The sequence below is a fragment of the Paenibacillus stellifer genome (genome assembly GCF_000758685.1).
Lineage (GTDB): Bacteria > Bacillota > Bacilli > Paenibacillales > Paenibacillaceae > Paenibacillus_AQ > Paenibacillus_AQ stellifer.
This window is the reverse complement of the sequence record NZ_CP009286.1, coordinates 2,287,207-2,311,641: the sequence shown is the minus strand read 5'-3', so window position 1 is coordinate 2,311,641 and position 24,435 is coordinate 2,287,207. Positions and strand designations below refer to the sequence as shown.

Annotated in this window: 24 protein-coding genes; 3 read left to right on the top strand and 21 right to left on the bottom strand. The window is 56.3% G+C overall.

Translation table 11 applies throughout. The features are described from left to right. Positions 1-16 precede the first annotated feature (16 nt). From PSTEL_RS10415 to hemE, 7 genes are all read right to left on the bottom strand, one after another. Entirely contained in the window at positions 17-820 is an 804-nt protein-coding gene (locus tag PSTEL_RS10415; protein ID WP_038695113.1) for a DUF92 domain-containing protein, read from the bottom strand. Positions 821-855: 35 nt separating this feature from the next. Next, positions 856-1,479, bottom strand: a complete 624-nt coding sequence (locus PSTEL_RS10410) for a fumarylacetoacetate hydrolase family protein (protein ID WP_038700606.1) — start codon at positions 1,477-1,479, stop codon at positions 856-858. Between the two features lie 39 nt (positions 1,480-1,518). Then, positions 1,519-2,253 carry a glycerophosphodiester phosphodiesterase gene (locus PSTEL_RS10405; protein WP_038695111.1) on the bottom strand — a complete coding sequence of 245 codons (735 nt, stop codon included), beginning with the start codon at positions 2,251-2,253 and terminating at the stop codon, positions 1,519-1,521. 193 nt (positions 2,254-2,446) lie between these two features. Further along, positions 2,447-3,913, bottom strand: coding sequence for a CapA family protein (locus PSTEL_RS10400; protein ID WP_038695109.1), 1,467 nt, complete (start codon positions 3,911-3,913; stop codon positions 2,447-2,449). A 217-nt stretch (positions 3,914-4,130) separates the two neighbouring features. Further along, on the bottom strand, positions 4,131-5,579 hold the full coding sequence (hemG, locus tag PSTEL_RS10395; protein WP_038695107.1) for a protoporphyrinogen oxidase: 1,449 nt from the start codon (positions 5,577-5,579) through the stop codon (positions 4,131-4,133). Further along, the gene (gene hemH, locus PSTEL_RS10390) at positions 5,576-6,532 is read right to left on the bottom strand and encodes a ferrochelatase (protein WP_038695105.1); all 957 of its coding nucleotides are present in this window, start codon (positions 6,530-6,532) and stop codon (positions 5,576-5,578) included. The genes hemG and hemH overlap by 4 nt, the downstream gene beginning before the upstream one ends. Before the next feature lie 70 nt (positions 6,533-6,602). After that, the gene (gene hemE, locus PSTEL_RS10385; RefSeq protein WP_038695103.1) at positions 6,603-7,658 is read right to left on the bottom strand and encodes a uroporphyrinogen decarboxylase; all 1,056 of its coding nucleotides are present in this window, start codon (positions 7,656-7,658) and stop codon (positions 6,603-6,605) included. Positions 7,659-7,868: 210 nt separating this feature from the next. Between hemE and PSTEL_RS10380 the strand changes: the two genes are divergently transcribed. Continuing rightward, a complete protein-coding gene (locus PSTEL_RS10380; RefSeq protein ID WP_038695101.1) occupies positions 7,869-9,095 on the top strand; it encodes an MFS transporter in 1,227 nt (408 codons plus the stop codon). Between the two features lie 136 nt (positions 9,096-9,231). On the opposite strand, the gene PSTEL_RS10375 is transcribed toward PSTEL_RS10380, so the two are convergent. Further along, positions 9,232-9,879, bottom strand: a complete 648-nt coding sequence (locus tag PSTEL_RS10375) for an O-methyltransferase (RefSeq protein WP_038695099.1) — start codon at positions 9,877-9,879, stop codon at positions 9,232-9,234. A gap of 279 nt (positions 9,880-10,158) precedes the next feature. Between PSTEL_RS10375 and PSTEL_RS10370 the strand changes: the two genes are divergently transcribed. Then, a complete protein-coding gene (locus PSTEL_RS10370) occupies positions 10,159-11,361 on the top strand; it encodes a THUMP domain-containing class I SAM-dependent RNA methyltransferase (protein WP_052098350.1) in 1,203 nt (400 codons plus the stop codon). A 133-nt stretch (positions 11,362-11,494) separates the two neighbouring features. On the opposite strand, the gene PSTEL_RS10365 is transcribed toward PSTEL_RS10370, so the two are convergent. The 10 genes from PSTEL_RS10365 to PSTEL_RS10320 all read right to left on the bottom strand — a co-directional run bounded on the left by PSTEL_RS10365 (position 11,495) and on the right by PSTEL_RS10320 (position 18,085). Next, positions 11,495-12,319 carry an aldo/keto reductase gene (locus PSTEL_RS10365; RefSeq protein WP_038695097.1) on the bottom strand — a complete coding sequence of 275 codons (825 nt, stop codon included), beginning with the start codon at positions 12,317-12,319 and terminating at the stop codon, positions 11,495-11,497. A gap of 238 nt (positions 12,320-12,557) precedes the next feature. After that, positions 12,558-12,797 (bottom strand): YuzB family protein, encoded by a 240-nt coding sequence (locus PSTEL_RS10360; RefSeq protein WP_038695095.1) that lies wholly within the window; start codon positions 12,795-12,797, stop codon positions 12,558-12,560. Positions 12,798-12,850: 53 nt separating this feature from the next. Further along, positions 12,851-13,153, bottom strand: coding sequence for a HesB/IscA family protein (locus PSTEL_RS10355; RefSeq protein WP_038695093.1), 303 nt, complete (start codon positions 13,151-13,153; stop codon positions 12,851-12,853). Between the two features lie 88 nt (positions 13,154-13,241). Next, a complete protein-coding gene (locus PSTEL_RS10350) occupies positions 13,242-13,487 on the bottom strand; it encodes a hypothetical protein (RefSeq protein WP_038695091.1) in 246 nt (81 codons plus the stop codon). Positions 13,488-13,651: 164 nt separating this feature from the next. Further along, complete coding sequence (locus tag PSTEL_RS10345; RefSeq protein WP_038695089.1) at positions 13,652-14,854, bottom strand: M14 family zinc carboxypeptidase; 1,203 nt, start codon at positions 14,852-14,854, stop codon at positions 13,652-13,654. A gap of 132 nt (positions 14,855-14,986) precedes the next feature. Then, positions 14,987-15,808, bottom strand: coding sequence for a glutamate racemase (gene racE / locus PSTEL_RS10340; protein ID WP_038695087.1), 822 nt, complete (start codon positions 15,806-15,808; stop codon positions 14,987-14,989). A gap of 212 nt (positions 15,809-16,020) precedes the next feature. Then, positions 16,021-16,407 (bottom strand): YtxH domain-containing protein, encoded by a 387-nt coding sequence (locus PSTEL_RS10335; RefSeq protein ID WP_052098349.1) that lies wholly within the window; start codon positions 16,405-16,407, stop codon positions 16,021-16,023. A 103-nt stretch (positions 16,408-16,510) separates the two neighbouring features. Next, positions 16,511-17,158 carry a helix-turn-helix transcriptional regulator gene (locus PSTEL_RS10330; protein WP_038695085.1) on the bottom strand — a complete coding sequence of 216 codons (648 nt, stop codon included), beginning with the start codon at positions 17,156-17,158 and terminating at the stop codon, positions 16,511-16,513. Between the two features lie 57 nt (positions 17,159-17,215). Continuing rightward, complete coding sequence (locus PSTEL_RS10325) at positions 17,216-17,659, bottom strand: DUF86 domain-containing protein (RefSeq protein WP_038695083.1); 444 nt, start codon at positions 17,657-17,659, stop codon at positions 17,216-17,218. Between the two features lie 138 nt (positions 17,660-17,797). Then, a complete protein-coding gene (locus tag PSTEL_RS10320; RefSeq protein ID WP_038695081.1) occupies positions 17,798-18,085 on the bottom strand; it encodes a Dabb family protein in 288 nt (95 codons plus the stop codon). 205 nt (positions 18,086-18,290) lie between these two features. Between PSTEL_RS10320 and PSTEL_RS10315 the strand changes: the two genes are divergently transcribed. Next, on the top strand, positions 18,291-18,881 hold the full coding sequence (locus PSTEL_RS10315) for a helix-turn-helix domain-containing protein (protein ID WP_038695080.1): 591 nt from the start codon (positions 18,291-18,293) through the stop codon (positions 18,879-18,881). Positions 18,882-19,005: 124 nt separating this feature from the next. Here the strand turns inward: PSTEL_RS10315 and PSTEL_RS10310 are convergent, their stop codons facing one another. The 3 genes from PSTEL_RS10310 to PSTEL_RS10295 all read right to left on the bottom strand — a co-directional run bounded on the left by PSTEL_RS10310 (position 19,006) and on the right by PSTEL_RS10295 (position 24,411). Then, a complete protein-coding gene (locus PSTEL_RS10310; protein ID WP_038695078.1) occupies positions 19,006-19,629 on the bottom strand; it encodes a class I SAM-dependent methyltransferase in 624 nt (207 codons plus the stop codon). Between the two features lie 229 nt (positions 19,630-19,858). Next, the gene (locus PSTEL_RS10300; protein ID WP_038695075.1) at positions 19,859-23,326 is read right to left on the bottom strand and encodes a PAS domain-containing hybrid sensor histidine kinase/response regulator; all 3,468 of its coding nucleotides are present in this window, start codon (positions 23,324-23,326) and stop codon (positions 19,859-19,861) included. A gap of 515 nt (positions 23,327-23,841) precedes the next feature. Further along, on the bottom strand, positions 23,842-24,411 hold the full coding sequence (locus PSTEL_RS10295) for a TetR/AcrR family transcriptional regulator (protein ID WP_038695073.1): 570 nt from the start codon (positions 24,409-24,411) through the stop codon (positions 23,842-23,844). Positions 24,412-24,435 lie beyond the last annotated feature (24 nt).

The following is a 24,435-nucleotide window of genomic DNA, read 5'->3' as shown; positions in this document are numbered from 1 at the left end:
ATAAAAAGCCCCCTGCTCAGAACAGGCCGCCGATCAACAGAGCGGCGGCGCCGCCAGCAAGGGAGCTAAGCGCGTTCACGGCATCGTTGCTCATCCAGCGCCAGCCTCTGGCATGAACCGTTGCCTGCCCGCAATGCGCGGAGTTCTCCACCTCGCGGCCACATACGGTGCAGCGGTTCATCTTCTGGACTGTCGCGCCGAGGAATGAATCGGTGAAAGCGCCGACCAATCCGCCGACAAGCCCGGCAGCAGTCCAAACGATCAAGCTCCCGTTCTCCAAGCCGGACCAGATTCCGAGAAGCCAGGAGGCGGCACCGATCATCAGCCCGCCTGCCGCGGCTGCCAGCGTACCCGGCAGCGACACGCCTCCGGACGCGCCTGTCGGCAGCACCTTGCCGGTCAGAACCGACCGGGGCGGCTTCGCGCTGAGGGTCCCGCATTCCGTCGCCCAAGTATCCGCCGTCACGGTCGCCATCACGCCGACGAACAGCCACTGCCAGACCGGCTGCGGCGCGACCGCGTGCAGCAGCACGAACAGCATGCCGAGTCCGCCGTTCGCGAATACCTGGCCAGCATCACGCCGGCCGGTCTTCGCGTAATCCCGTTCCAGTTCCTCCTTGCGGTCCGTCTTAAGCTTTGACAGCAGGCTGGAGGAGATGAAGAACAGCAGCAGGATGCCGAACCAGAAGGCGCTGCCTGCCCCGAAATAAATCGTGCCCATAAGAATGGCGGCAATCATTCCGGACAAGCTCAATGAGCCTTTCAGATAAGCCGCTCCGGCTACCACCAAAGCGCCAAGCAGGCCGATGATCCACAGCATGTCGTCAACTCACTTTCAGATCCATTAAAGAGCTGTCAGCCGATCAGGCATGTGCCCATCAGCCGGTCGCCCCAATACAGCTCAAAAGAATCTCCCGCAACCGTTGGCCCTACGCCAGCAGGTGTGCCGGTGAAGATAACATCGCCTTTGCCCAGTCCATAGCGGGTACCGACGAAATCCACAATAGTCTGCAGTGAAAAAATCATGTTCTTGACGTTCCCGCGCTGCACTTCCTCGCCGTTCTTGATCACGGTGAAATCAGTCGCTTCCAGATCATCCAATGAAGGAAAATCGATGAACGGAGTAAGAGGCGCCGCGTTTCGGAAGCCCTTGGCCGGAGTCCAGGGAAGACCCTTCTTCTGAAGGTCGTTATGGATATCCCGCAGCGTAAAGTCCAGGCCAAGCGCCATGGCATCCACCAGCTCGGCTACGGTTATGCCCGGCTTGTAATCGCGAGCGATCCGGATGACCAGCTCGCCTTCGTAATGGACTTGTCCGGAAGTCTTGGGCAGCTGAATGGTTTCTTTGTCGAGAGGTACGGCCGCATGGGAGGGTTTCATGAAAATAAGCGGTTCGGTCGGCACTTTGTTGCCAAGCTCCTCCGCATGAAGCTTATAATTTCTTCCCACACAGTACAGGTTGTTTACAGCAGCACACATGAACATTCAGCTCTCTTTCCGTCGGTATTTGGTTATGCTTCAAGCTTCCAAGAACGTCTCGCCCCAAACATCCGGACGGTTCGTACAAATCATTATATCAGAATGCATGTCCGCCAGGCGACGCATCTCTTTTGCTTTATTGACCGTCCAAGCCATAATGCCGACTCCGCGTCCGGACAGGAACCGGGCAAGACCAGGCGTCAGACGGGAGAAGCTGATGGACAAAAAAGTACAGCCAAGCGCCCGTACACGGCCCGCCGGATCGCCCCATCTGGAATCAAAGATAAGTCCTCTCTGTACGGACGGGTCCGCTTCTCCGATCCGGTCAAGCGTGCCGGTATCGAACGAAGTCAGCACCACCTCATCCTTCATCCCGCAGGCAGCCAGCATTTCCGACACTTTGCGTTCGATGCCGGGATACAGATTCCCCGCATTTTTCAGCTCGATGTTGAGCTTCAGCCTCCCCCGGCACAGCTCCAGCACTTCCTCAAGTGCAGGGATGCGTTCGCCGCGGAAATCCCGGCTCTTCCAGGACCCGGCGTCGAGCCGCCGGATGTGGCTGTAGATCATATCCTTTACTTTGCCGTGCCCGTTCGTGGTGCGGTCCAGCGTATAGTCGTGAATGACGACGGGAATCCCGTCCTTGGTCAGTTGGACGTCGATCTCCATCCAGGTCACGAAGGGCAGCTCCATTGCCTTGTGGATGGCTGCCAGCGTGTTCTCCGGCGCTCTGCCGGAGAATCCCCGATGGGCAACGCATAAATTTTGGTTCATCTCGAAGCCCTCCCGTCTGGATGGTGGCAGCCTCTCTTACGGATGCATTCCGCCTGCGCCTTGGTGGCAGGTCGGAAGGATGGCAGCTCCGGTGCGCAGAAGACAAAAGGCCCGGCCATTGTCTCATAGGCTCAAGCGGCCTGCCCGCGCCCGTTGCTTGCGCATTCCAGCATCAGTTATCCTCCGGCACCCGTTACCTTCCGGCCTCCGTTACCATGCCGTCTTTACTGATCTTTACCCTTCCCACAGACAGTGATTCCATGCGTTTCAGCAGCGCCTGACTGCTGGTCGCATTCATTGGCACAGGCCGTCCCAGCTCGGCGTCCACCGGAACGAGCTTCATGGAGCATTGGCCTGTGGTCGTGCATTTCGCCTGGAACACCGCGCTTTCCCAGGTTGTCTTCGTTGCTGAACGGGTAAAAATGAAATTGCCCGTACTATAGGCAATCCATTTGCCCTTGTAAGGTTCAATGCCCTGAAGCACATGCGGATGCCCGCCGATGACCAGATCGGCCCCCGCATCGATGAAGATATGGCCCATCGACTGCTGCAGCTCGCTGTAATTGTCCACGCGTTCCTGGCCCCAGTGCACGACAACCGCGACGATGTCCGCTTTCTTCTTGGCGGCGGCAATGGCCTGAACCGCTGCATCCAGCGAGTAAGCCGACGCGACGCCCGGCTTGCTCTTGCCTGCCGCCCAGCTTGCTTCCGGCATCACCCGTGTGAAACCGAGAAGCGCAATCATAACCCCGTTACGCTTGAAATACTGTGCCGAGTAGGCTTCGGAGGCGTTTTTTCCGGCGCCGACATAAGGAATGCCGGCCTTGTTCAGGTTGTTCAAAGTGTCCAGCAGCCCCTGCTCGCCCTTGTCGAGCGTATGATTGTTCGCCAGATTGACGGCGTCAATACCCGCCGCCTTAAGCGGACCCAGCGCCTGGGGCGAGGACTGGTACACATACGTCTTGTTCGCCGCTGTGCCCCGTGTCGTCACCGGCGTCTCCAGATTGACGATCGACAGATCGTCGCGCTGGAAGAGACCATTCAAGGCGCCGTACGGATAGCCGTAGCCCTGCTTGCCCAGCAGTTCGCCGACCTTGCCGGCGAACATGACGTCACCGGCGAAGCTGATCGTGACGGCGCCCTTCTCGCCGGCCGGCAGCCCGGCGATCTCTCCAACGCCGCCGGAGCCTTCGTCCGGCGGCGCAGCGTCAGCCGAAGCGGGGGCTTCGCCCGCATCGGCTGGCGTCTGAGGCGTGTCCGCAGGTGACGGACTCGCCTCAGACGCGGTTGCGTCCGCCGCCTGATCGGCGGACGCAGGCGGTGCAGCGGAGGGCGAAGCCTCCGCTGAAGGGGCGGCCGCAGGCGAAGCGGCGGCCGGGGATGGTTTCGCCGTCGCCTTCGGAGACGGCGACGGAGCGGCGGCGATGGCGGACGCCGCCGGGGACGCCTGCGGCGGCGGGCTGACAGCCGCCGCGGGCGTCTCTTGCGCGCCGGAGTCGGGCGGCGCGCCGTCGACCCGGGCATTCCCGCTGTAGAAATAATAGATCAACAGAATCGTGATCAGCACCATGAGGCTGATATTGATCCAGGACCATATCCGGCTGCGGCGCTGCTTGCGTGTTGTTTTGCTTCTTTTTTTGCTGGATCTGGGGGAATACATAATAATTAGAGCTCCTTTTCCTGCTAAACTCGTTCCATTATATCACAATCTATTAAGTAGAATCCCCCGCCCGGGCATGGCAAAGAGCCGGCCCGTTCAGCCGGGCCGGCTCTTCATACAGGTAACTTCACAAAGGTACAGCATATGACGAACTCTAATGAGAGTTTGATAGATTCACAGACATAGTGCGGCCTTAAGGCAGCCGTTCAGACTCACTTCACAGATTCTCCGCCGCCGCCTTCGCCGTCAGCTTGGCATATTTGATGCAGTCCGGCATGCCGATGCCGTCATAGCCGGCTCCGAACACATGCACGCCCGGCAGCAGGGCAGCCAGATCCTGCCGCAGCCCGGCGATGTTCCCCGGATGTCCGACCGGATACTGCGGCATCGACTTCGGCAGCCGCGTGATTTCCGTGAACAGCGGCTTCGCCGTAACGCCCATCACCTCGCGCAGATCCTTGCGGACGAGCTCCTCGAGCGCCTCATCCGGCAGCATCGCATTCTGCTCGTCCCCCGACCGGCCGACATAGCAGCGGAGCAGCACATTGCCTTCGGGGCTTGTGTGCAGCCATTTGGCCGAAGTCCATGTACAGGCCGTAATGTTCCGGTTCTCCTTTCGGGGAACTAGGAAGCCCGAGCCATCGAAGTTGCCGTCCATCTCCTTGCCGGAGAATGCCATCACTACATTGGCAACCGACACATAATTGACGGCTTCGAGCGCCGCCACATTGACATGCGGGCGAAGCAGCTCCGCCGCTGCGAAGTTCGGCACCGTTATGTAGATCTCGTCGGCAGACAGAAGCTCTCCGCCTTCCAGCTCTACCTCATAACGCGAACGGGCTTCGCTGCCCGGAGCGTAGACGGCGGTTTCGGCCACCCGGTCATGGATCGCAAATACAGGCGCCTGCGTCCTTAAGTCCACATCATGCAGCTCGTGGATCAAAGCGTGGACCAGGCTCTGCAGACCCTGGCGGAACGTCAGAAACGCGCTTTTCTTCGTGCCGGTATGCGTCTCCTGCGGCTTTCTGCCCGTTCTCATGCCGCGGATCAGACTGCCGTACTGCCGCTCGATCTCGCCGAACTGCGGAAAGGTGGACTGCAGGCTGATCTTGCGCATGTCACCGGCATAGATGCCCGCAAGAAGCGGCTCCGTCATGTTCTCCAGCACTTCCGTGCCAAGCCGCCGCTCAATGAGGTCGCCCAGCGATTCATCCTCCTCCGATCTGCGGGCCGGAAGCACGTAATCCATCAAGGCCCGCATTTTACCGGAGAAGGAGACCAGTCCGCTGGACAGGAACGGCCGAAGCTCCGTCGGAATGCCGAGAACAAGCCCGGCCGGCATCGGGTGCAGCTTGCCCCGCTGCAGGATATAGGTCTTTTTCGCGTTCGGATTCGTCGTGACCAGATCATGGTCGAGCTCCAGCTCTTTGGCGAGGTCGGTCATTTCCGACTTGCGGGCCAGATAGGAGTCCGGCCCTTTCTCGATGACGAAGCCCTCTTTGTGCAGAGTCTCGATCTTGCCTCCGAGCGTCCGCTCCTTCTCCAGAATCGTGATGACCGGCTGTACGCCGGCCTCCTTGTAGAACTTGCGGACATAGAAGGCGGCGCTAAGTCCGCTGAGTCCGCCTCCTATGATCACGACCTTGCGGCTCTTTCCCCCGCTCATGAACGGTCCGCCTTCCATTGATCCGCCTTGCTTCTGACAACATCGCTCAGAACTTCCATATAGCCCGGATCGCTGTTCAGCGACTCGATGCGCATCAGCCGCATGTCGAGCTCAGCTGCAATGTTCTGCGCCTCGATATCGAGGTCGTACAGCACCTCCAGATGATCGGATACGAAGCCGATGGGCGCGGAGAGCACGTATTTGACCTGTTCCTTGCTCAGCTCGCGAAGTGTGTCGAGAATATCCGGCCCGAGCCACGGCTCGGCCGTTCTGCCTGCGCTCTGCCAGGTGAACTGCCAGCTCTTCACACCTGTCTTGTCCGCAATTGCCTGCGACGTCTCCAGCAGCTGGTCGCGGTACGGATCGCCCGTGGCAAGAATCCGCTCCGGAAGGCTGTGCGCGCTGAACAGCACCCGGACCTCATCACGATTCGCTCCTGCTTCCTCGAACTCGTCCAGACGCCGGGAGAGGCGATTGGCGAGCACCTCGATCAGCTTCGGGTGGAGATGATAGCTTTCGACAAAAGCCATCTCAATACCCATACTCTCCGCCTTCTCCTTGGCGCGCTTGATGTAGCCGCCGACGCTCATGGCTGAATAATGCGGCGCGAGCACGACTCCCACCGACCGCGTAATGCCCTGATCCGCCATGGCTTGAACGCCGTCCTCGATAAATGGATGGGCATGCTTAAGCCCCTGGAAGCAGACATACTCCACTTCAGGGTCCCTGTTATCCTTATTCAGCGCTTCCTGGAGCGCCTCCACCTGGCGGTCCGTGTTCTCCCTCAGCGGAAACACGCCGCCGACAATGGCTTCGTACCGGTCCTTCAATTCCTTAAGCTGCTCGGGCGAAGGCGGGTTGCCCCGCCGGATATGCGTATAGTAGGCTTCGACACCGTCCAGACTTTCTGGAGTGCCATAGGACATCACGAGAACGCCGATTTGGGTTGTCACCTTGAATCACCTCATGCAATTTTTGTATATCAGCAGTATTCTTTTCAGCAGTCAGCCCGGTCCGAACCGGTTATAGGGGAGCACGTCCGGCCAGCGCGGCCCGCGAATATTCATGGATATAATCCGTCAGCTCCCGAAGAACGTCCAGCGAAGCCTCGGGGAACAGCCCATGTCCCAGATTGAAAATATAGCCCGGTTCGGTAATCCCCTCGTCGATCAGCGCCTTCGCACGCTCCTTGATCAGGTCCATCGGCGCGGTAAGAATGTACGGGTCCAGATTGCCCTGCACGGCGAATCCGCCGCCCGTTCTGCGGCGCCCTTCCGTCAGGGATACCCGCCAGTCCAGGCCGATCACATCAGCCTGAAGCCCGCTAAGCGCCGGCAGAAGCTCGCCGGAACTGACGCCGGGGAAATAAATCTTCGGTACATCCAAATGACTCAATTCGGCAAAAATACGGGTGATCGTCGGCAGCACAAATGTTTCGAAATCCTGCGGCGCAAGCGCTCCGACCCAGCTGTCGAACAACTGGAAGGCTTTGCCCCCATTGGCGATGTGAGCCTTCAGGTAAGCGATCACCATATCGCCGAGCTTGTCCATCAGCATATGCCACACCTTGGGCTGTGTATACATCAGCTCTTTGGTCCGGAAATAGCTCTTGGACGGCCGTCCTTCGATCAGATAGCTGGCGATTGTAAAAGGAGCGCCGGCGAACGTGATCAGCGGAACATCCAGCTCCCGGTCCAGAATCCGGATCGTCTCCAGAATATGGCCGAGATCGCCCTCGACATCAATCGGCTTGAGCCGTTCCACGTCCGCCGCGCTGCGGATCGGCTGCTCGATGACCGGTCCGGTATTTTTGACAATATCGAACTTCACGCCGAGGGACGCGACCGGATTCATGATGTCCGAGTACAGAATCGCGGCATCTACACCCAACTTGTGAACCGGCATCAAGGTGACCCTTGCTGCAAGCTCGGGCTGGCGGCATATTTCAAGAAGCGAGTATTTCTCTTTGATCTTGCGGTATTCCGGGTCGTAGCGGCCCGCCTGCCGCATGTACCATACGGGGACATAGTCCGTCTCCTGCTTCTTGCAGGCGCGGATAAAAGTATCGTTATAGGTCATAATCGAATCTCCATATGATTTAGTAAAAATTTTCTCAAAGTATATTATGCCCTTTTTCAAAGGCTGTAACAATAGTCACACCTGACAAGCCATGACAAAACCATGACATTAACCGGGGGCTTTCGCAGGTTCCATGTCAAACTATGGTATACTATGGGAATGTCGCCTTCGTGAACTCTTTGAATTTTGAAAGGAAGTGAAACAAGCACATTGAACAAACGCAAATCATGGGAAACCTGGCAGATCAATCTCTATGTGCTTTGGTTCGGGCAATTTCTGGTCAACGCCGGCATGACGATGATTACCCCGTTCCTGTCCTTGTATCTGGCGCAGGATCTGGGTGTGACGGGAGATGCGGTCGGTGTCTGGGCGGGGATTATTTTTTCGGCCAATTTTATGACATCCTTCCTGTTCCAGCCGCTTTGGGGCTCCCTATCGGACAAATACGGCCGCAAAATCATGCTGCTCCGCTCCGGCTTCGGCATGGCTATCGTCATCACGCTCATGGGCTTCGCCCAGACGCCTTGGCAGCTTCTGCTACTCCGGCTTCTCAACGGTACGATTTCGGGCTTTAACCCCGCCTCCATCTCGCTGGTCTCCGGAACGACGCCGAAGAAGCGCATGGGCTTCGCCATGGGACTGATGCAGTCGGGCTCCGTAGCCGGAACGATTCTCGGACCGCTGATCGGAGGAGCGCTGGCGGACTGGATCGGCTTCCGTCCGATTTTCTATGTCATTGGCGCGCTGCTCTTCTTAGCCTCCCTGCTTGCGCTCTTTCTCGTGCGGGAGAATTTCGACCGTGAGGAGGCTGCGCACAAGCCGCAGGTATCCACCATGGATGGGCTTAAGGATCTCGTGAAAGTGCCCCAGCTTCCGGCCCTGTTTACCGTGACCTTCCTGATTCAATTTGCCATGATCAGCCCGATGGCCCTGCTTCCGCTCTATGTGGAGAAGCTGCACGGAACGGCCGTCAATATTGCATTCTGGGCCGGGGTCGTCAGCGCGGTAACGGGGATATCGAATATGATCGCCTCACCGGTGCTCGGCAAGCTCAGCGACAGGGTCGGCGCTCACCGGATACTGACCTATGCCCTGATCGGAGCTTCTCTGTTCCTGATCCCCCAGGCTTTCGTCGGAACCGTCTGGCAGCTGATTCTCGTGCGCTTCCTGATGGGGGTGTTCATGGGCGGACTGCTCCCGAGCGTCAATGCGCTGATCCGCTCCTATACCCCGGACGGCAAGGAGAGCCGGGCCTTCGGGTTCAACAGCAGCACGCTGGCGCTTGGCAACATGACCGGCTCCCTGATCGGCGGCTTTCTGGCCGGATATATCGGAATCGAGGGGCTGTTCATCGTATCCGGCGCAATGCTGCTGATCAACACCGTCTGGGTCCGGTTCAAATTGTATGATGCCACACCGCTTCGTCTGTTCCGTTAAAAAGGCAAGACGGAACAAGCCCCGTTCGTCTAAACGGGGCTGTAGGATATCTCCTGTAAAATTTGACTTGACGCTTGACCGGGCTGCTATCCAGCAAGAAAAGACTGCCGGGCCATGCGCTTCCTTCGTGCTGCCGCTATTTCACGACAGCCAGAACAAGCCCGTCATAAGCGGGCAGCATCGTGCTGGTCAGACGGCTGTCGCCGGCGATGGTTTCATTAAAGCGTCTCATCGCCTGCACGGCCGGCCCGTTCTTCTCGGGATTCAGCGTACGTCCCCGCAGAAACACATTGTCACCCGCGATCACCGCTCCGGGGCGGGCCAGTCTGATGGCGTATTCCAGGTAATTTGGATAGTTCTCCTTGTCGGCATCGATGAAGAAGAAATCGAAGGTCCGGCCTTCCCGCTCCAGTTCGGCCAGGCTCTCCATGGCCGGCCCGACACGGTACTCCACCTTATCCCCGAAGCCGGCTAGCTTGAGATGCCGGTACGCCATCTCCGCATATTCCGTCTTCAGCTCAAGAGTAGTCAGTGTTCCGGCTGATGACAGCCCACGAGCCAGACAGATTCCGCTGTATCCGCCCAGCGCTCCGATTTCAAGAACCGCCTCCGCGCGGGAGAGCGCAACGAGCATGCTCAGCAGCCGGCCGTAGCCCGGCGCCACGGACACCTCCGGCATTCCGCTCTCCCGAATCGCTTCCTTGACCTTAAGCAGCAGCTCATCCTCCTCATACAGCTGCTCGCTGTAATGCTCCTGTCTTTGATATTCATCCTGATTCAGCATGATGCGTCTTCTCCTTTAATTACGGTTTGTATGCATGGCTCGATGTTCCGCCTTGTTCATAAGCGCACACAGCTCTCGGCGCGGTGCTCTGATTTCCATCTCGCCACATTCCGTCACATTCGACCTGCTTCATTTAATGAACGTTGTGATGTCCCTTGCCTTCGCCTATACTAAGAGAGCCGGAAATTGACGGAAACGCCGGAAATCGCCGGCCCATGATTACTTTTAAATTGTAAAGGCATTAACCAACTATTCACAAGCAATGGAGTTGAGATTCTTTTGAGCAAACTGCAGTTGATCGCCACCGCCCCGATGGGTCTGGAGGCTGTTGTCGCCCGCGAACTGAACGAGCTTGGCTACGAGACGGTCACCGAGAACGGCCGTGTCCTCTTTAGCGGGGATTATATCGATATTTGCCGCTGCAATCTGTGGCTGCGCACCTCGGACCGGGTGCTGGTCAAGATGGGCCAATTTGCGGCCGCTACCTTCGACGAACTGTTCGAGGGTGTCAAGGCACTGCCTTGGCAGGACTGGATTCCGGAACACGGCGAATTCCCCGTGGAGGGACGTTCGCATAAATCCAAGCTCACCAGCGTTCCCGCCGCGCAAGGCATCGTGAAGAAAGCCGTTGTCGAGAAGCTAAAGATGAAGTACCACACCGATTGGTTCCCCGAGAACGGTCCTCGTTATGTTATTGAAATGACGCTGCTGAACGATATCGCACTGATCACGCTGGACACGACGGGACCCGCGCTGCACAAGCGGGGCTACCGCAAGCTCGTTACCGAGGCTCCGTTGAAGGAGACAATGGCCGCAGCCATGCTGCAGCTGAGCCGCTGGAATGGCAGCCGCCCCCTCTACGACCCCTGCTGCGGCTCGGGGACGTTCCTGATCGAGGCCGCCATGATGGCCTGGAATATCGCGCCGGGCCTGCGGCGGTCGTTCCCGTCCGAGCATTGGCCCGCCATCCCGGAGGAAGCCTGGACACAGGCCCGGGAAGAGGCCTTCGACGCCGTGAAGGACGATCTTCCACTGCAGCTTGCGGGCAGCGACATCGATCCGAAGGCGATCGAAGTCGCCAGGGCCGCCGCCAAGAGCGCGGGCCTGTCCGGCGAGATCGCTTTCTCCGTCCTGCCGGCCGCCAAGGCGAAGCCGGAAGGTGAATACGGCTGCATCATTACGAATCCGCCTTACGGCGAGCGGCTCAGCGACAAGGAAGAGGTCGAGAAGCTGATCCGGCAGTTCGGCATGATGATGGCCCAGCTGCCGACCTGGTCCTTCTTCGCACTGAGTCCGGCCAAGCAGTTCGAGCATTACTTCGGACGGAAGGCGGACAAGCGGCGGAAGCTGTATAACGGCCGGATCGAATGCCAGTTATATCAGTATCTCGGCCCGCTGCCTCCCAGGGAAAAAGGAACAGCGCAAAGTTCAGCCTTGCCCGCCCGCTTCAGCACGATAAGCCCCGGGAGAAAAGGACTATAGCATTTCTCCCGCAAAGTAACAGGCAGACCGCATTCAGCGCGGTCTGCCTGTTTAATGTTAGCGAGTATCGGGTATGTTCGCGAAAATCGGACATGTCCCTTGAACCGGATGGAGCGGGGTCCGCGCTGCAATCCTAGAACAGCAGGTCGTCCGGATGGGTACCGGTGCGGATTCCCTTGTCCATGGAATCAAGGATCTCTATTTCTTCGGGAAGCAGCTCAAAATCAAAGATTTCGCTGTTCTCCTTGATCCGGGAAGGAGTGACGGATTTGGGAATCGTCACAATATCGGATTGCAGCTGCCAGCGCAGAATGACCTGAGCCGGGGATTTGCCGTATTTGTCCGCGATCGGCTTAAGCTCGACCAGTTCCTCCAGCCCCCCTCGCATCAGCGGAGACCATGCCTCAATCTGGATATTGTTGAGCAGGCAGAAATCATGCAGCTGGCGCTGTCTGAGGCGGGGATGCAGTTCGACCTGATTGACAGCGGGAACTGTATCGCTTACCTGCATGAGCGCCTCCAGATGATGAATCTGAAAGTTGCTGACACCGATCGCCCGAACACTGCCTTCTTGAAGCAGCCGCTCCAGCGCACGCCAGGTGTCCTTGTATTTCGTTACGCCAGGCCAGTGGATCATATACAGATCGACCACTTCCAGACCAAGCGCCGCCCGGCTTCGTTCAAAAGCAGTCAGTGTCTTGTCATAGCCCTGATCTTCGTTCCAGACCTTCGTCGTGATGAACAGCTCGTCTCTGTGGATGCCCGAACTCCGGACTGCCCGTCCGACCTGAGTTTCATTTCCGTACAGGGATGCCGTATCAATGCTTCGATAACCTATTTCCAGCGCGGCCTCAACCGCACGTTCCACTTCATCGCCCGACGCCTTATAGGTTCCAAGTCCAAAGCGGGGCATAGCCACGCCATTATTCAGCAGGATCGTATCCGTTAAACCTTTCATGTAGGGTCCCTCCTTCTATGTATACGATGCGCACCCGAACGCATGGTCAGCACCGACATTATACCATGTTCCTATGATTACCCGAAACACGGGTACCGCAAGTCATTTCTTGCATTACCTCCTCATTCCGGCGGCGGCCTGACAGCGAATATATGCAAAACGGCCGTCACCGCGGAATCTATACCGCAGGTAACGGCCGGAATTGGGCCAGTCAGAAACCTGAATTTGCCTTACAATCTTAATTCTTCACAGCGGGCTGCTTGATGAACGGCTCCACTTTCTTCAGAACTTCATCCTCAGTCGGTGCGCTGATATAGCGCCCGTTGATGTAGATGAATGCACGCTTGCCGCAGGGACCGCAATAAGACTTGCAGCCGATTTGGATCTCGGCGTCCGGAGCCATTTTGCGGAGCTTGGGGACTACACTCTTGATGCTCATATAATTGCATTTGTCGCAGATGCGGATATCGTTAGCCATTGTAATTCCTTTCTATGACGGTCGGACGATCTCGGCAGCGGCGAAGACTGGAATTAGTGATCGCCGTGATTACCCTGCGAAGGATTCGTAATGACGAAGCCTTCCTGCGGGAAGTACAGATAATCGATCTTGACTCCATCCAGCAGCGGCTGGTTCTTCTCGATGATGACGTCGATGTCCTTGTCCGTAGGGATCACTTCGTCGTTCTCTTTGGGCGTGTCCAAATCCAGGCCATAATGGGCATGATCGCCATGGGCGTGCGTAATCAGCACACGGAGCTTCAAATCCTTGTTCTCTTCGAGATCCATCTGTTTCTTTATCACTTTAGCCGCATTGCGGGTAATTTTAACATTCATGATCCGTCCATCTCCTGACAACTGTATTGAAATACTCAGTACTTTATTTTAAAGGAACTCCACTTGAAAATGCAACTCCAAAAAATGATCAGCTTCGAAGCGACGGATATTTGCGGTCCATTCTGGAGACGAACCAGGCCATCAGCAGCATCGAGACCCCGATGTCGTCAATCGGCATAAAGGGCATGACATCCGGCAGCACCCAATACAGGGCGACCGGGACCGTGAACAGCAGCTTGTCCAACAGCGCCACCCGGGGAGACGCCACATAACGCCAGGTGCCGCGCAGCACATTGGACCAGCCCTTGAGCGACAGCAATTTCTTCAGTTTCAAATGGGTTCTCCTTCCGCATCCTGTCCTCCCGGTTCCCGGCAGGACAGGATTTAGCCGTAATTTATTGAAGAAGGGGAACTCCCGCTCCCCCTCTCACAATACGCGTCTTACGCCAAAATGTTTCAAATTCCGTTGATTCGGACTTGTCATCGATCAGGCTTGCATCAACCGGATAACAGCGAAGCCAAAATTTGTCCCGTCTCGGTTGTCATATCCTCAAATTCCTCCAGAGGCAGCGGATTTCTGCCAAATCCCAGCTCCACCGTAAATCCGGGCTTACGGAATTCCTGGATGAACCAATCCTTGAAGCCCGCGTCGCTTCCCTCGAGGAACACCGCACGGTAGCCGCTGGCCGCGCCCATCGCTTCCGCCATGGAGCGGCTCTCCGGCGGCTCGAATCCCCGGTAATTCCAGTAGATCTCCTGCCCCTGGCTGTGCAGAGACACCGCCGCCTCAAAGGGCGTGCGGAAGCATAGTTCTGCCAGAGCAGCAGCTTCAGGCTCGCTTAGCGGAGCAGGCCCGCCGTAGTCTCTCGGAGATGGCCCCGATCTTCCCCGGCGGGCCTGCTCCTCCTCCCAGTACGCGGGGAACTGATCGCCGAGGTCGACTCCGCGGATATTGGCCTTCCAATGGCGGAAGCTGCGGCGGCCGCCGTTCCATTCCTCCAGCTCCAGACGGCGGGGATGCCAGTGACCAGCGCCCTCCTGAACAAGCTCGACCCCGTCCGGATTGGCCATGGGAACAGCCCACACCGTCCATTCATCATGCCAGCGCCGCACATCATGGCCCTGCCAGTTCCGTCCTTCGGCATATGCCGCCGCATACTGCTCCAGGAAGGACAGCAGGGATGGGGAGGTCAGCCATTCATTGGCATGCAGGGCCGCATTGACATGCAGATGGCGGGAGCCGGTTCCTAGACGAAGCACATTGAGCGGTCTGCCAAGCACGCTGCTGCCAATCGTCTCTCTATGAATGAAGGGATATTTGACCGTCAGCAGGTCGATGTCCTCTTCAAGTTCCCTCGGCCCGTATTCCCCTCTAAGCTCGACAATCCTCGGCCGTCTTCTCGCCGGGATGACCAGCATGCGTCCGGGAACACAGAATCCGTCCGCCGGGAGGCCGGAATTCAGCACCTGCAGCGCTTCCGGCTCGACGCCGAACCATTCCGCCACCTCCCGGACCCGCACCCCCTCTCCGGGGGTATAACGCCGCCGCTGGACCGAAGGAAGGAACAGCACCTGGCCCGGCACCAGATAGGGCCGGTCAGCCGCCCAGGGATTGCCCTGAATCACATGACCTGGCGTTATTCCGAAAGCGGCGGCGACCCTTGCCACCGTATCCCCCTTGCGCACCACATATTCAAGCATTTCACTCATCCTCTCCGTTATACAGGAGTTGTTCCTCTATTGTATGCGATTGCTCTTGTCCTCCATGACGGCAGAAGAACGGCCGGGCTATCGCCGCCCGGCCGTTCCAGAATGAATATAAGGATAAGTTCGTTACACATCACTCGGCTCGAGTGAAGATACTTGCCAGACAACCGGAGTGCGTCTGATCTGCTCGCCCAGCCAGTCCATCGCGATTCTTTGAAAAATGCCGGCATCGCCGCTGCAGAAGAACTGGTGCACGGGAGTCTCATCCCCACGGGCCAGCTTCCCTTTGTCATACAGAATGGTGCTGATCTCCCGGGCCGTTTCATCGGCTGAGCTGATCAGCTTGACGCCGGCTCCCATCGCCCGGCCGATCGGCTCGACGAGAAACGGATAATGCGTGCAGCCGAGAATCAGCGTATCGATAGGCTCATGTTTGATGCCGTTCAGCGATTCGCGAACGGCGGGATCGCATTTCTCCGAGCGAAACATTCCCTGCTCCACGAGGGGGACAAGCGCTGGACACGCCTGACTGACCACCTCGATATATGGCGACAGCTGCTTGAGCGCGGTAGTATATGCGCCGCTGTTGATCGTGCCGACAGTGCCGATGACGCCGACACGGCCGGTCTTGGTTGCGCTGATCGCGGCCCGGGCGCCGGGGTGAATGACGCCGATGACCGGAATGTCCATTTTGGCGGTTATATCGTCAAGAGCGGCCGCTGTCGCGGTATTGCAGGCAATCACAATCATTTTGGGATCGAACTGCAGCAGATAATCAACGATCTGCTCCGTGAACATTTTAACTTCCCCGGAAGAGCGGGGACCGTACGGGGCTCGCGCGGTGTCTCCGTAGTAAATGATTTTCTCGCGGGGGAGCTGCCTCATAACTTCCTTGACAACTGTAAGTCCCCCCACGCCTGAATCCAGTATGGCAATTGCTTGCTGCACGGGCACACCGCTTCCTTCGTCATGTTTTGAAATAGCTTATGTAAGGCGGAAGCAAAGCGTACCGGGCTTCCTGTCCCAATTGCAGATCATACTCCTTTTGCTTCCGGAGTTCAAGAGCGAAGCAGAAGGAGACAGAAATGCCCCTGATAACCGGCTGCGGCATCTGTGCAGGCTGGCCGGTTATCCTGGGGCATGAAGACCGGTTCGGCCGGTCAGTTCTTGTCGCTTACTTCATCGGCTACGGAAGTGGTGTCTGCCGTGTTCTCGGTGATTTCCAGAGAGGCGGCCGCTTCCTTGGCAGCATCGTCAGCCGAACTGACCGTTACTTTCTCATCTTCGGCTTCTACTGATTTTCCCCAGTCAGAAATCTCGTGTACGATCGTCTGAGCGGATTCTTTGACGATTCCCGCCCATTCCGCACCTTTATCCGTCACCTGCTGAATCAGCTCTTGCGCTTTATCCTTTGCCTCCACTGCGCCATCCGAAATATCCTTACGCAGCTCTTTGCCAGATTTGGGTGCGAAGAGCAGTGCGGTCACCGAGCCGATTACGCTTCCTGCAGCGATACCCCACAGCAGGCTTTTCGTGTTCTTCTTCATCGTTCATCTCTCCTTTGCGGGCGAATGCCTAGTTCCTGATTTATCATAAGCATCGGCAGTCCGTCCCGTGACTGTAAAGGCAAGAAATATTTCGCGGAAGCCGCTATTCTGCAGATTGATTTTTAGGCTTGATCGTATAATTGCAGCATTGGTTGCCTTCAGCCATGCACTCGGTTCGCGTTACTTTGGCTCCCAGCAAGTCCTCGAACAGATGCTGCTCGCACTGGCAGGCTTTGCTGTATTGGGACGCCACCTGGCGAATCGGACAATTGTATTCCCGCATCGAATAGGAGCCGTCCTCCCATTTCTCCCACTCGGCCATGTAGCCGCCCGAATTCTGGATCGCGGTCAGCTCGGCAACCCGTTCTTCGAGGTTTCGCCGCTCCATCATGGGACTGTACTGGGCATGCAGCCGTCGGCGGCGGCCTTCAAACAGAACATTGACTGCCTCCGTCCCGCTGCTGTGATCCAATTCCCGGAGCAATTCTAGTGCCAGATTATGGTAATTTTTCGGAAAATGATCGTCCGCTCTCTCCGTCAGCGAATACATATGCATCGGGCGGCCCATCGGCTGACGGACGACTTTGTTGCGCGCAAGTCCTTCACTTTCCAGCTGCAGGACATGACGTCTGACGCCCATCTCGGTAATGCCAAGCTCTTCGGCCAGCGCGCCAATGGTCAGCGGCCCCTTCATCTTCAGAAGCGTCATAATCGTACGCCTTGTTGTGCCGCTCTCCTGCCCCCTCTTCATGGGCTCCCTCCTCTCCCTGTGATTGCATGCTCTGTCTTGATCCACAATCGGATTCTTCTATCGCACCGGTTGTACAGCTCCCAGTTCCCGGTTCAGATAAGCCCGCGTCTCCTCGGCAAAAGCGGTCAGCAGCTCCGGAAGCAGCGGTGTCAAGGGATGCAGTGCTTCCCGGTTCCAATTGCTATAGTCCTGTACCAGCGGTCTTCTTAACGATACAAGCTCGAGCAGACGTCCGTACAGCTCCTTGTCCGTAAAGACCGACTCTTCGTGGATAATCGTAACGATATCTTCATAACTGCCGGCGTCGCGCATAATGAATCCGTCGATCAGACAGCTTCCGGTGTCGGTTACAACTTCAATAGCAAGATGCAGACAGCGCTCCTGTACGAGACCCCAGATGATGCCGCCGTCCCAGGAAGCAGCTGCCTGCCGCAGCCCCTCCGTGATATCGGGAATCACCTGAAGAATGCGTTCGATTTGATCACGATTGACATAGTACATGCCAAGAGTTCTCCTTTCATATCGGCGCCCACACCCCCGGGATTCGGCCATAGTGTCAACCGCAATGCCAGCATTGGCAAATACCGGGAATAGGCGGGTGTCTTTTTAAAATGGAGATTTGGAAAATGTTAACGCGTACTAGAGCTCGTAATCGACCGCATACGAGACTTCCTTGACTTCATTAATGTGAGCGATAACTTCCTTATGTGCCGGATGCACCTGATAGGCGTTCAGATCGTCAAGATTGGCCACCGTCGCGGTAAGGGCGATATCGAAGGACCGCTCGCTTCGCAAAATATCGGCGCCGATTTCCAGCGAAATCAACTGCGGGATTTTGCCATCCATATTGCGCAGCACAGCCACAGTCTTCTCTACACTTGACTCCGAACCGTCCTTCAGCTTGAAAAACACGATATGTTTAATCATTTTGGCATAATCCTTCCTATTTCAATAATGGGTACGAACATTTATATAAAAAATATATCATAACCCTCCATTTTCTGAAAGGAATGTGCAGGCCGCTATAGGGTTACCCATTGCCTTGAAAAGGACAAATATTGTAATATCAGAAGAAACGGCTTGCGCCTCCTGTAACGGGGGCACCCGTTGCTCTCAGAAATCGGAGGATGTTATGCCTACAAATCAGTCAGAGCCCTACATGATACAGGCCTGGTCTCTTGTCAACCGGAAATACCTCGGCAAGGGAGTACGAATCAAGAGATTTCGCCGTCCCCAAAAAAGCCAAATCCGCAACCGCGTGCTTCTCGCTGTCCTGATGGCCCGCGACATCAAGCTCTCCCGGCTTGCGGAGGAACTGTCGGTCTCCTCTCGGAGCGTCAGCGCCTGGGTATACGAGAGCCGTATTCCCTCAAAGACCAATATCGAGAAGGTATGCCGGTATCTCGGCTACCCGCAGCATGTTCTGTTCAACGAAGCCCTGCTTCGGCAGAGCCCGATCCTGTGCCAGCCTGCGCCTTCCCGCTATATGAAGCGGACCGCCGTACAGCCTAGACGGAGCGACATTCTGACCGGACTGTGCATGGTGCATGATATTTCCGTGACGGATGCCAGCCGCTGGATCGGCGTTCATCCCGGCACCTTCCGCAAATGGCTTCACCACAGCGTTCTGCCGGCTCCCGCGCTTCAGGAGAAAGCGGAGATTTTCTTCCGGATTCCGCGAAGCATTCTGTTCGCGGACTGCAGTTCAAGTTCAATCAAATGAGATCCGAGAAACTACGCTCTTCCTCATAACGGGAAGAGCTTTTTTCGCGTGGGAAATGCCGGCAGAAGAGACTGCCCTTCCATCACCACGGATCAATCATGAACCTGTCATAGAAGCAGTGAAGCTATGTTTTTCTCGCCAGAATAAACCGGAGGCAGTACTCGTGAACCCCGTCAGGGCCGCTTGTCAGCACTTCGCGCAGCTCCCCGGTTTCAAGTACTTCCGTGTCATGGAAATGGTCCCGAAGATCGCTCTCGGAAAAGAAGTGGGCATATTTGCCTTGTTTATACTCAAAGGTTCCGGGTTCCATCTCCATTCCCTGGCCGTTCTGAACGTCGTTGTCCGAGAAGCAGGTGAAGAACAGGAGTCCACCGGGACGGAGCTGCTCCAGCGCAGACGAGATCAGAATCCGCCGATCGCGTTCAAGGAACAGATGCAGGACATCATAGCAGAATACCGCATCATATAACCGGCCCGGACGACTGTCCAGCACCGATCCAAGCTTGATCCTGCTGCCAGGGTCCCACAGCTTCGCCATATCCACGGCTGCTTCGCTAAGCTCCATACCCTCGACCTCGAATTCACGGGAGAAAGCCCTTGTATTGCGCCCGTAACCGGCTCCGGGTACCCATATCCGTCTGACGCCGTGCTCATGGAACCTCTCGCGGGCGATATTCGCCGTCGGACTCGGTTCCGTTCCCCATATCATGCCTTCCTTCGCAAACCGGTCATTCCAATATGAAGACAACAGTTAGCCTCCTTTCGATGTCATAATTTCGGAAGCGCCATTCTCGGATTCCAATCTTTCTTTATTTCCCTGCAAGCCCTTGAAATTCCTTCTGCCAGAAGCGGCGTGTTTACCTGCCGCCTTTGCCTGATATACGAACAGCAGCCAGAGACCCCGGTTATGCCGGAATCCCTGGCTGCTTGATAAATGCAGAGCCTCGGTGAAGCGAAATACATGAACAGCCGCCCGCCTAGTATTTGCCGGTAACGGCACCCCACTGCCTCAGCACCCGGTCCAGTTCCTCGCCATGTATCGGCTTGGAGATGAAGTCCTGCATGCCGGCATTCAGACACATCTCACGGTCATCCTTTCGCGCAAACGCCGTAACGGCAATAATCGCCGGATGGCGGTTCCGTATCTGGCGGATGCGGGCCGTTGCTTCCAGCCCGTCCATAACAGGCATTTGGATGTCCATGAAGATCAAATCATATTCCTTCGTCTCGGCCGCTTCTACAGCCTGAAGGCCGTTCTCGGCGAAATCCGCCTCGTACCCCCGCTTCCTTAGGTATGTTCCGAGCAGGTGGCGGTTGACCGGCTGGTCCTCCGCGACCAGGATCGATATGGCGCCGGGGCTCGCGGCGGAAGACAGCCGTTCATCCGTACCGACATCCATAGGATCAGGAACGGTACTCTCATCATTCCCCGCCAAATCGTCAGAGAGAGCGGCTTCAATTGTGAAGCAGAAGGTCGATCCTTGCCCTTCGACACTGTCCACGCCGATCGAGCCTCCCAGCAGCTCGGCAAGCTTCTTGCTGATGGCAAGTCCTAGCCCCGTACCCCCGTACTTGCGGTTAATGGAGGGATGCAGCTGGGTGAAGGACTGGAACAACAGCCCCTGCTTATTCACCGGGATTCCGATTCCCGTGTCCTGAACCGAGAAATGGAGGATCATCTGGTTGGTGCTGCGGACAGAGCCCAGTCTCACCCGGAACTCGATCCGGCCTGAATCCGTGAATTTGACCGCATTGCCCACGAGATTGACCAGAATCTGGCGAAGTCTTGCCCCGTCCGTAACCAGCTTCTCCGGAAGGAAGGGATCGATGTCAAATTCAAGCTGAAGAGACTTGTCCAGCACCTTCGGATAGAATAAATCCTTGACGCTCTGCATAAGGGTCCGCAGGTTCACTTCCCCCAGTTCCAGCGTCATCTTGCCCGCTTCGATCTTGCTGAAATCGAGCACCTCGTTCAGCAGATGCAGCAGCGCCTCACCGCTCTGGCTGATGATATCGGCATAGCTGCGCTGTTCATCGTCAAGTTTCGTATCCTTTAGCAGATCCGACATGCCGATAATCCCGTTCATCGGCGTCCGCAGCTCGTGGCTTACCATGGCCAGGAATTCAGACTTGGCCCGGTCGGCTCGCTCCGCCGACTCCTTGGCACGGCGGATTTCCTTCTCCTCCGTAATATCCTTAAAGACGACGACCGCGCCTTTCTTAACCCCGTCATCATACAAAGGCGTCATATGGTACTTGACCAGAATGCTGGAGCCGTCCCTCTTCCAAAGAATGCCTTCGTGTTCTTCGTACATCTCGTTCTGCGACAGCTCGGCGACCAGAGATCGCTGGCCTCCTTCATATGTGTCACCGATCAGTCTCGTCAGCTGGATGGAATCCTCCAGGCGATCCCCTGACCATTCCCCTTCGTCATAACCCAGCATCCTGGAGGCAGACGGATTGATGAATATGGTGTTCCCTTCCAGATCGATGCCGAAGATACCTTCGGACACCGAGTTGAGAATAAGCGCATGTTCATAGCTGAGCTTCTCAATCTGCCGCAAGTGGCTCTTATGCTCCGTAATATCGCTAGTTATACCGAATACCCCGGCCACATCGCCATGAACGAGAATCGGGACGAACATGACGCTGACCTCCACCCTCTGCCCGTCCCGATGGACCATCCGGCTTTCAAAGGTTTGGGCAATCCCTCCAACTGCACGGCGGAACCGCTCGTTCACATGATCCAGCTCCTCCGGGTCCATCACTTCGGCGAAATGGGTCATCAGCAGCTCGGAACTGGTGTAGCCGGTCAAATATTCAAGGCTGGCGTTGACGGACAGCGTTCTTCCCTGAAGATCCATCGCGCTGATGGCGGACGGATTGAATTCGAAGAGAGATTTATACCGGTTCTGGCTCTCCTCCAGCTTCATTTCATACTGCTTGCGCTCACTGGCATCCCGGGAGACGGCGACGGTCTCCCATTCTCCGCTGTCCTCGGAGTATACGCTGCGAACCGTCGTTTCGATCCACATATAGGTGCCGTCTTTACGCCGGAAACGGCACTGTGCAGCTGTAACTCCTTTTCCATCTCTGCTGTCTTCGAGTACAGCCCGGATATAGTCGATGTCGTCGGGATGAACATAGTCCAGCCCCCCTGTCCCAATCATTTCATCGGGCGAGTAGCCAAACATGGTATGACAGATCGAGGAAGCGTACAAATAGGTCGCCTTCTCGTCGAACGCATTGCGGGCGATGAAGTCCAGCGAATTCTCGGAGATCAGCCGATAATTCCGCTCGCTGATCCGCAGCTTCTCCTCCATCCGGTATTTCTCCGTCACGTCCTGCATCGTTCCACTGACCGACAGCACCTTGCCCTCCGAGTCAGTTATCCCTTCCCAATGACAGTCGATATTCGTAAGCTGGCCTTCCGTCGCGATGCAGATCAGCACATTGCCGGAAGTGCCCCGCTCCGTCGCGTCACACATGGCCTTCCTGAAGCTCTCCCTGTCGGCAGGCACAACGACGGGCAGGAAGGCTTCCAATTCGATATCCTGCCGGGTTGAAGGAGATGTTCCTGCCTGCGCGGGGAAGAAGATGCGCCGAAGCTCCTCCGACACCGTCAGCTTCCCGGTCGCCGCGTCCCAATCCCAGGAGCCCATGCGAGCCATGCGCTGCGCTTTTGCCAGCATGTCCTCATATTTCTTGCGCTCCGATATATCCCGGGCGATGGTCATATATTGCATCGGCTCGCCCGCTTCGTTCGTAATCACCTTGATGCTGCTCTCGATCCAGACATAACAGCCATCCTTGTGCCGGATTCTTCCGGTGAACACATCGGTAGGATGTGTGCTGTCGTACAATCCTTTCAATACGCCAACGTCGTCAGGATGATAAAATTGGATGCGGTTCTTGCCGATAAGCTCCTCCGCCGTAAAGCCCATTAGCTGATGAATGGAAGGCGACACATACAGCAGCTTCCCATCCAGCGCGCTGATGGAGATCAGATCCGGACTGTTCTGGCTGATCAGGCTGTTGAACTGTTCGTTCTCATGAAGCTTCTGCTCGGCGATCTTCCGGTCGGTAACATCCGTCATTTCCACAATCATATATTCCGGCCCCTCAACCTCGTCCGTCCTTAAGACAAACAGGTGAAGCTCCACCCACAGCAGGCTGCCGTCCTTGCGGAGAAATTTTTTCTCTTTATATATCTCTTCCCCGGGCTGCTTCAGCAGTATGCCTAGAATGGCAGCCGGATCCGAAAGAAAGCCCTCGCCGGGAAGAATATGATCGGCGTAGCCGAGCTTCTTCAACTCTTCCTCGGTATAACCGAACATTCGGCACAAAGCCGGATTGCAGCGTATCATCTGTCCTTCCTTCAAGGAAACCATGGCGATTCCGCTGGAGGAACGGGAGTAGATCTGTTCAAATAAATCTTTGGACATAGAAGCCCCCCTCTGCAATCAACGGCATGAATGAGCATAATCAATAACTATTCTAAGTATATCGGGTTTTGACACAATAATCTAAATGATCCTCGCAAAAGTCGAAAATTTAATTATTTAACATCCGGAATGCTTGCTGCCGCTTTCAGGTTTGTTTTGGAGTAGGATCTACGTGGGCGCGTAAGAAGGACGCTCCACGAACGGACCGTTGTTTCAATCGCTGTTGTGTCCAGATTTTATTTATTCTCCTTAGCGGTGAAAATCCGGACACAAAGGCGACCGCTGCCGCTTTTCCGCGGGTCGTTCCGTCCTCTCCGCTGCTTTAAGCGGGAACAGTTTCTACACAATTAAAAAAAACGCAAGGCAGCGATTCCCCAATAACAGGAGAATCGCTGCTCTGATGTCTTTTTATCAACATTCAGAATCAAGATGATCTTTTCCTTCGTAGAATATTTACTTATGAAACAGCCCCGTTCAGCTCTGACACAATCTGTTCATCTATACCTGTCTCCAAACTAAAAACCTTTAAAAGCGGTCGTCACCAATTGGCGGACATAGTCATCGTCCAGCTTCTCTCCGGTCAGCAGCATCCGGTAAAAGATCGGCCCATAGATGAGGTCCAGCGCAATCGCGATATCGAGCCCTTCCTTCAGCTCTCCCCGCTCCGCCCCTCTCTCCAGAAGCTTGCGGGCATCGCGCCGCCGGGGCTGAAAGTAGCGAGTGCGGTACGCTTCGGCAATGGCAGGGTCGGACTGCCCCTCCCCGATAATCTCCGCGAGCATCTTCCCTTCGCGACTAATCATAAATCTGGCGAAATTAGTAGCATGAAGCAGAACATCTTCATATACGCTGCCCGTATCCGGCAGAGGTATTCTTTCCGTGGCAGCGGAGAGAAATCCGTCAATCACGACCGCGGCCTTATTCGGCCACCATTTATAGATCGTAGCTTTACTGACTCCGGCGCGCTCCGCGATCTTCTCAACCGTCACCGAGCCGAAGCCTTCCTCCTGCAGCAGGTCGTATGAAGCGGACAGAATCGACTGCTGGGTTTCGATATTTCTCGGGCGTCCTCTCTTGGTGTTCATTTGAATCCTCCCTTTATAACCCTT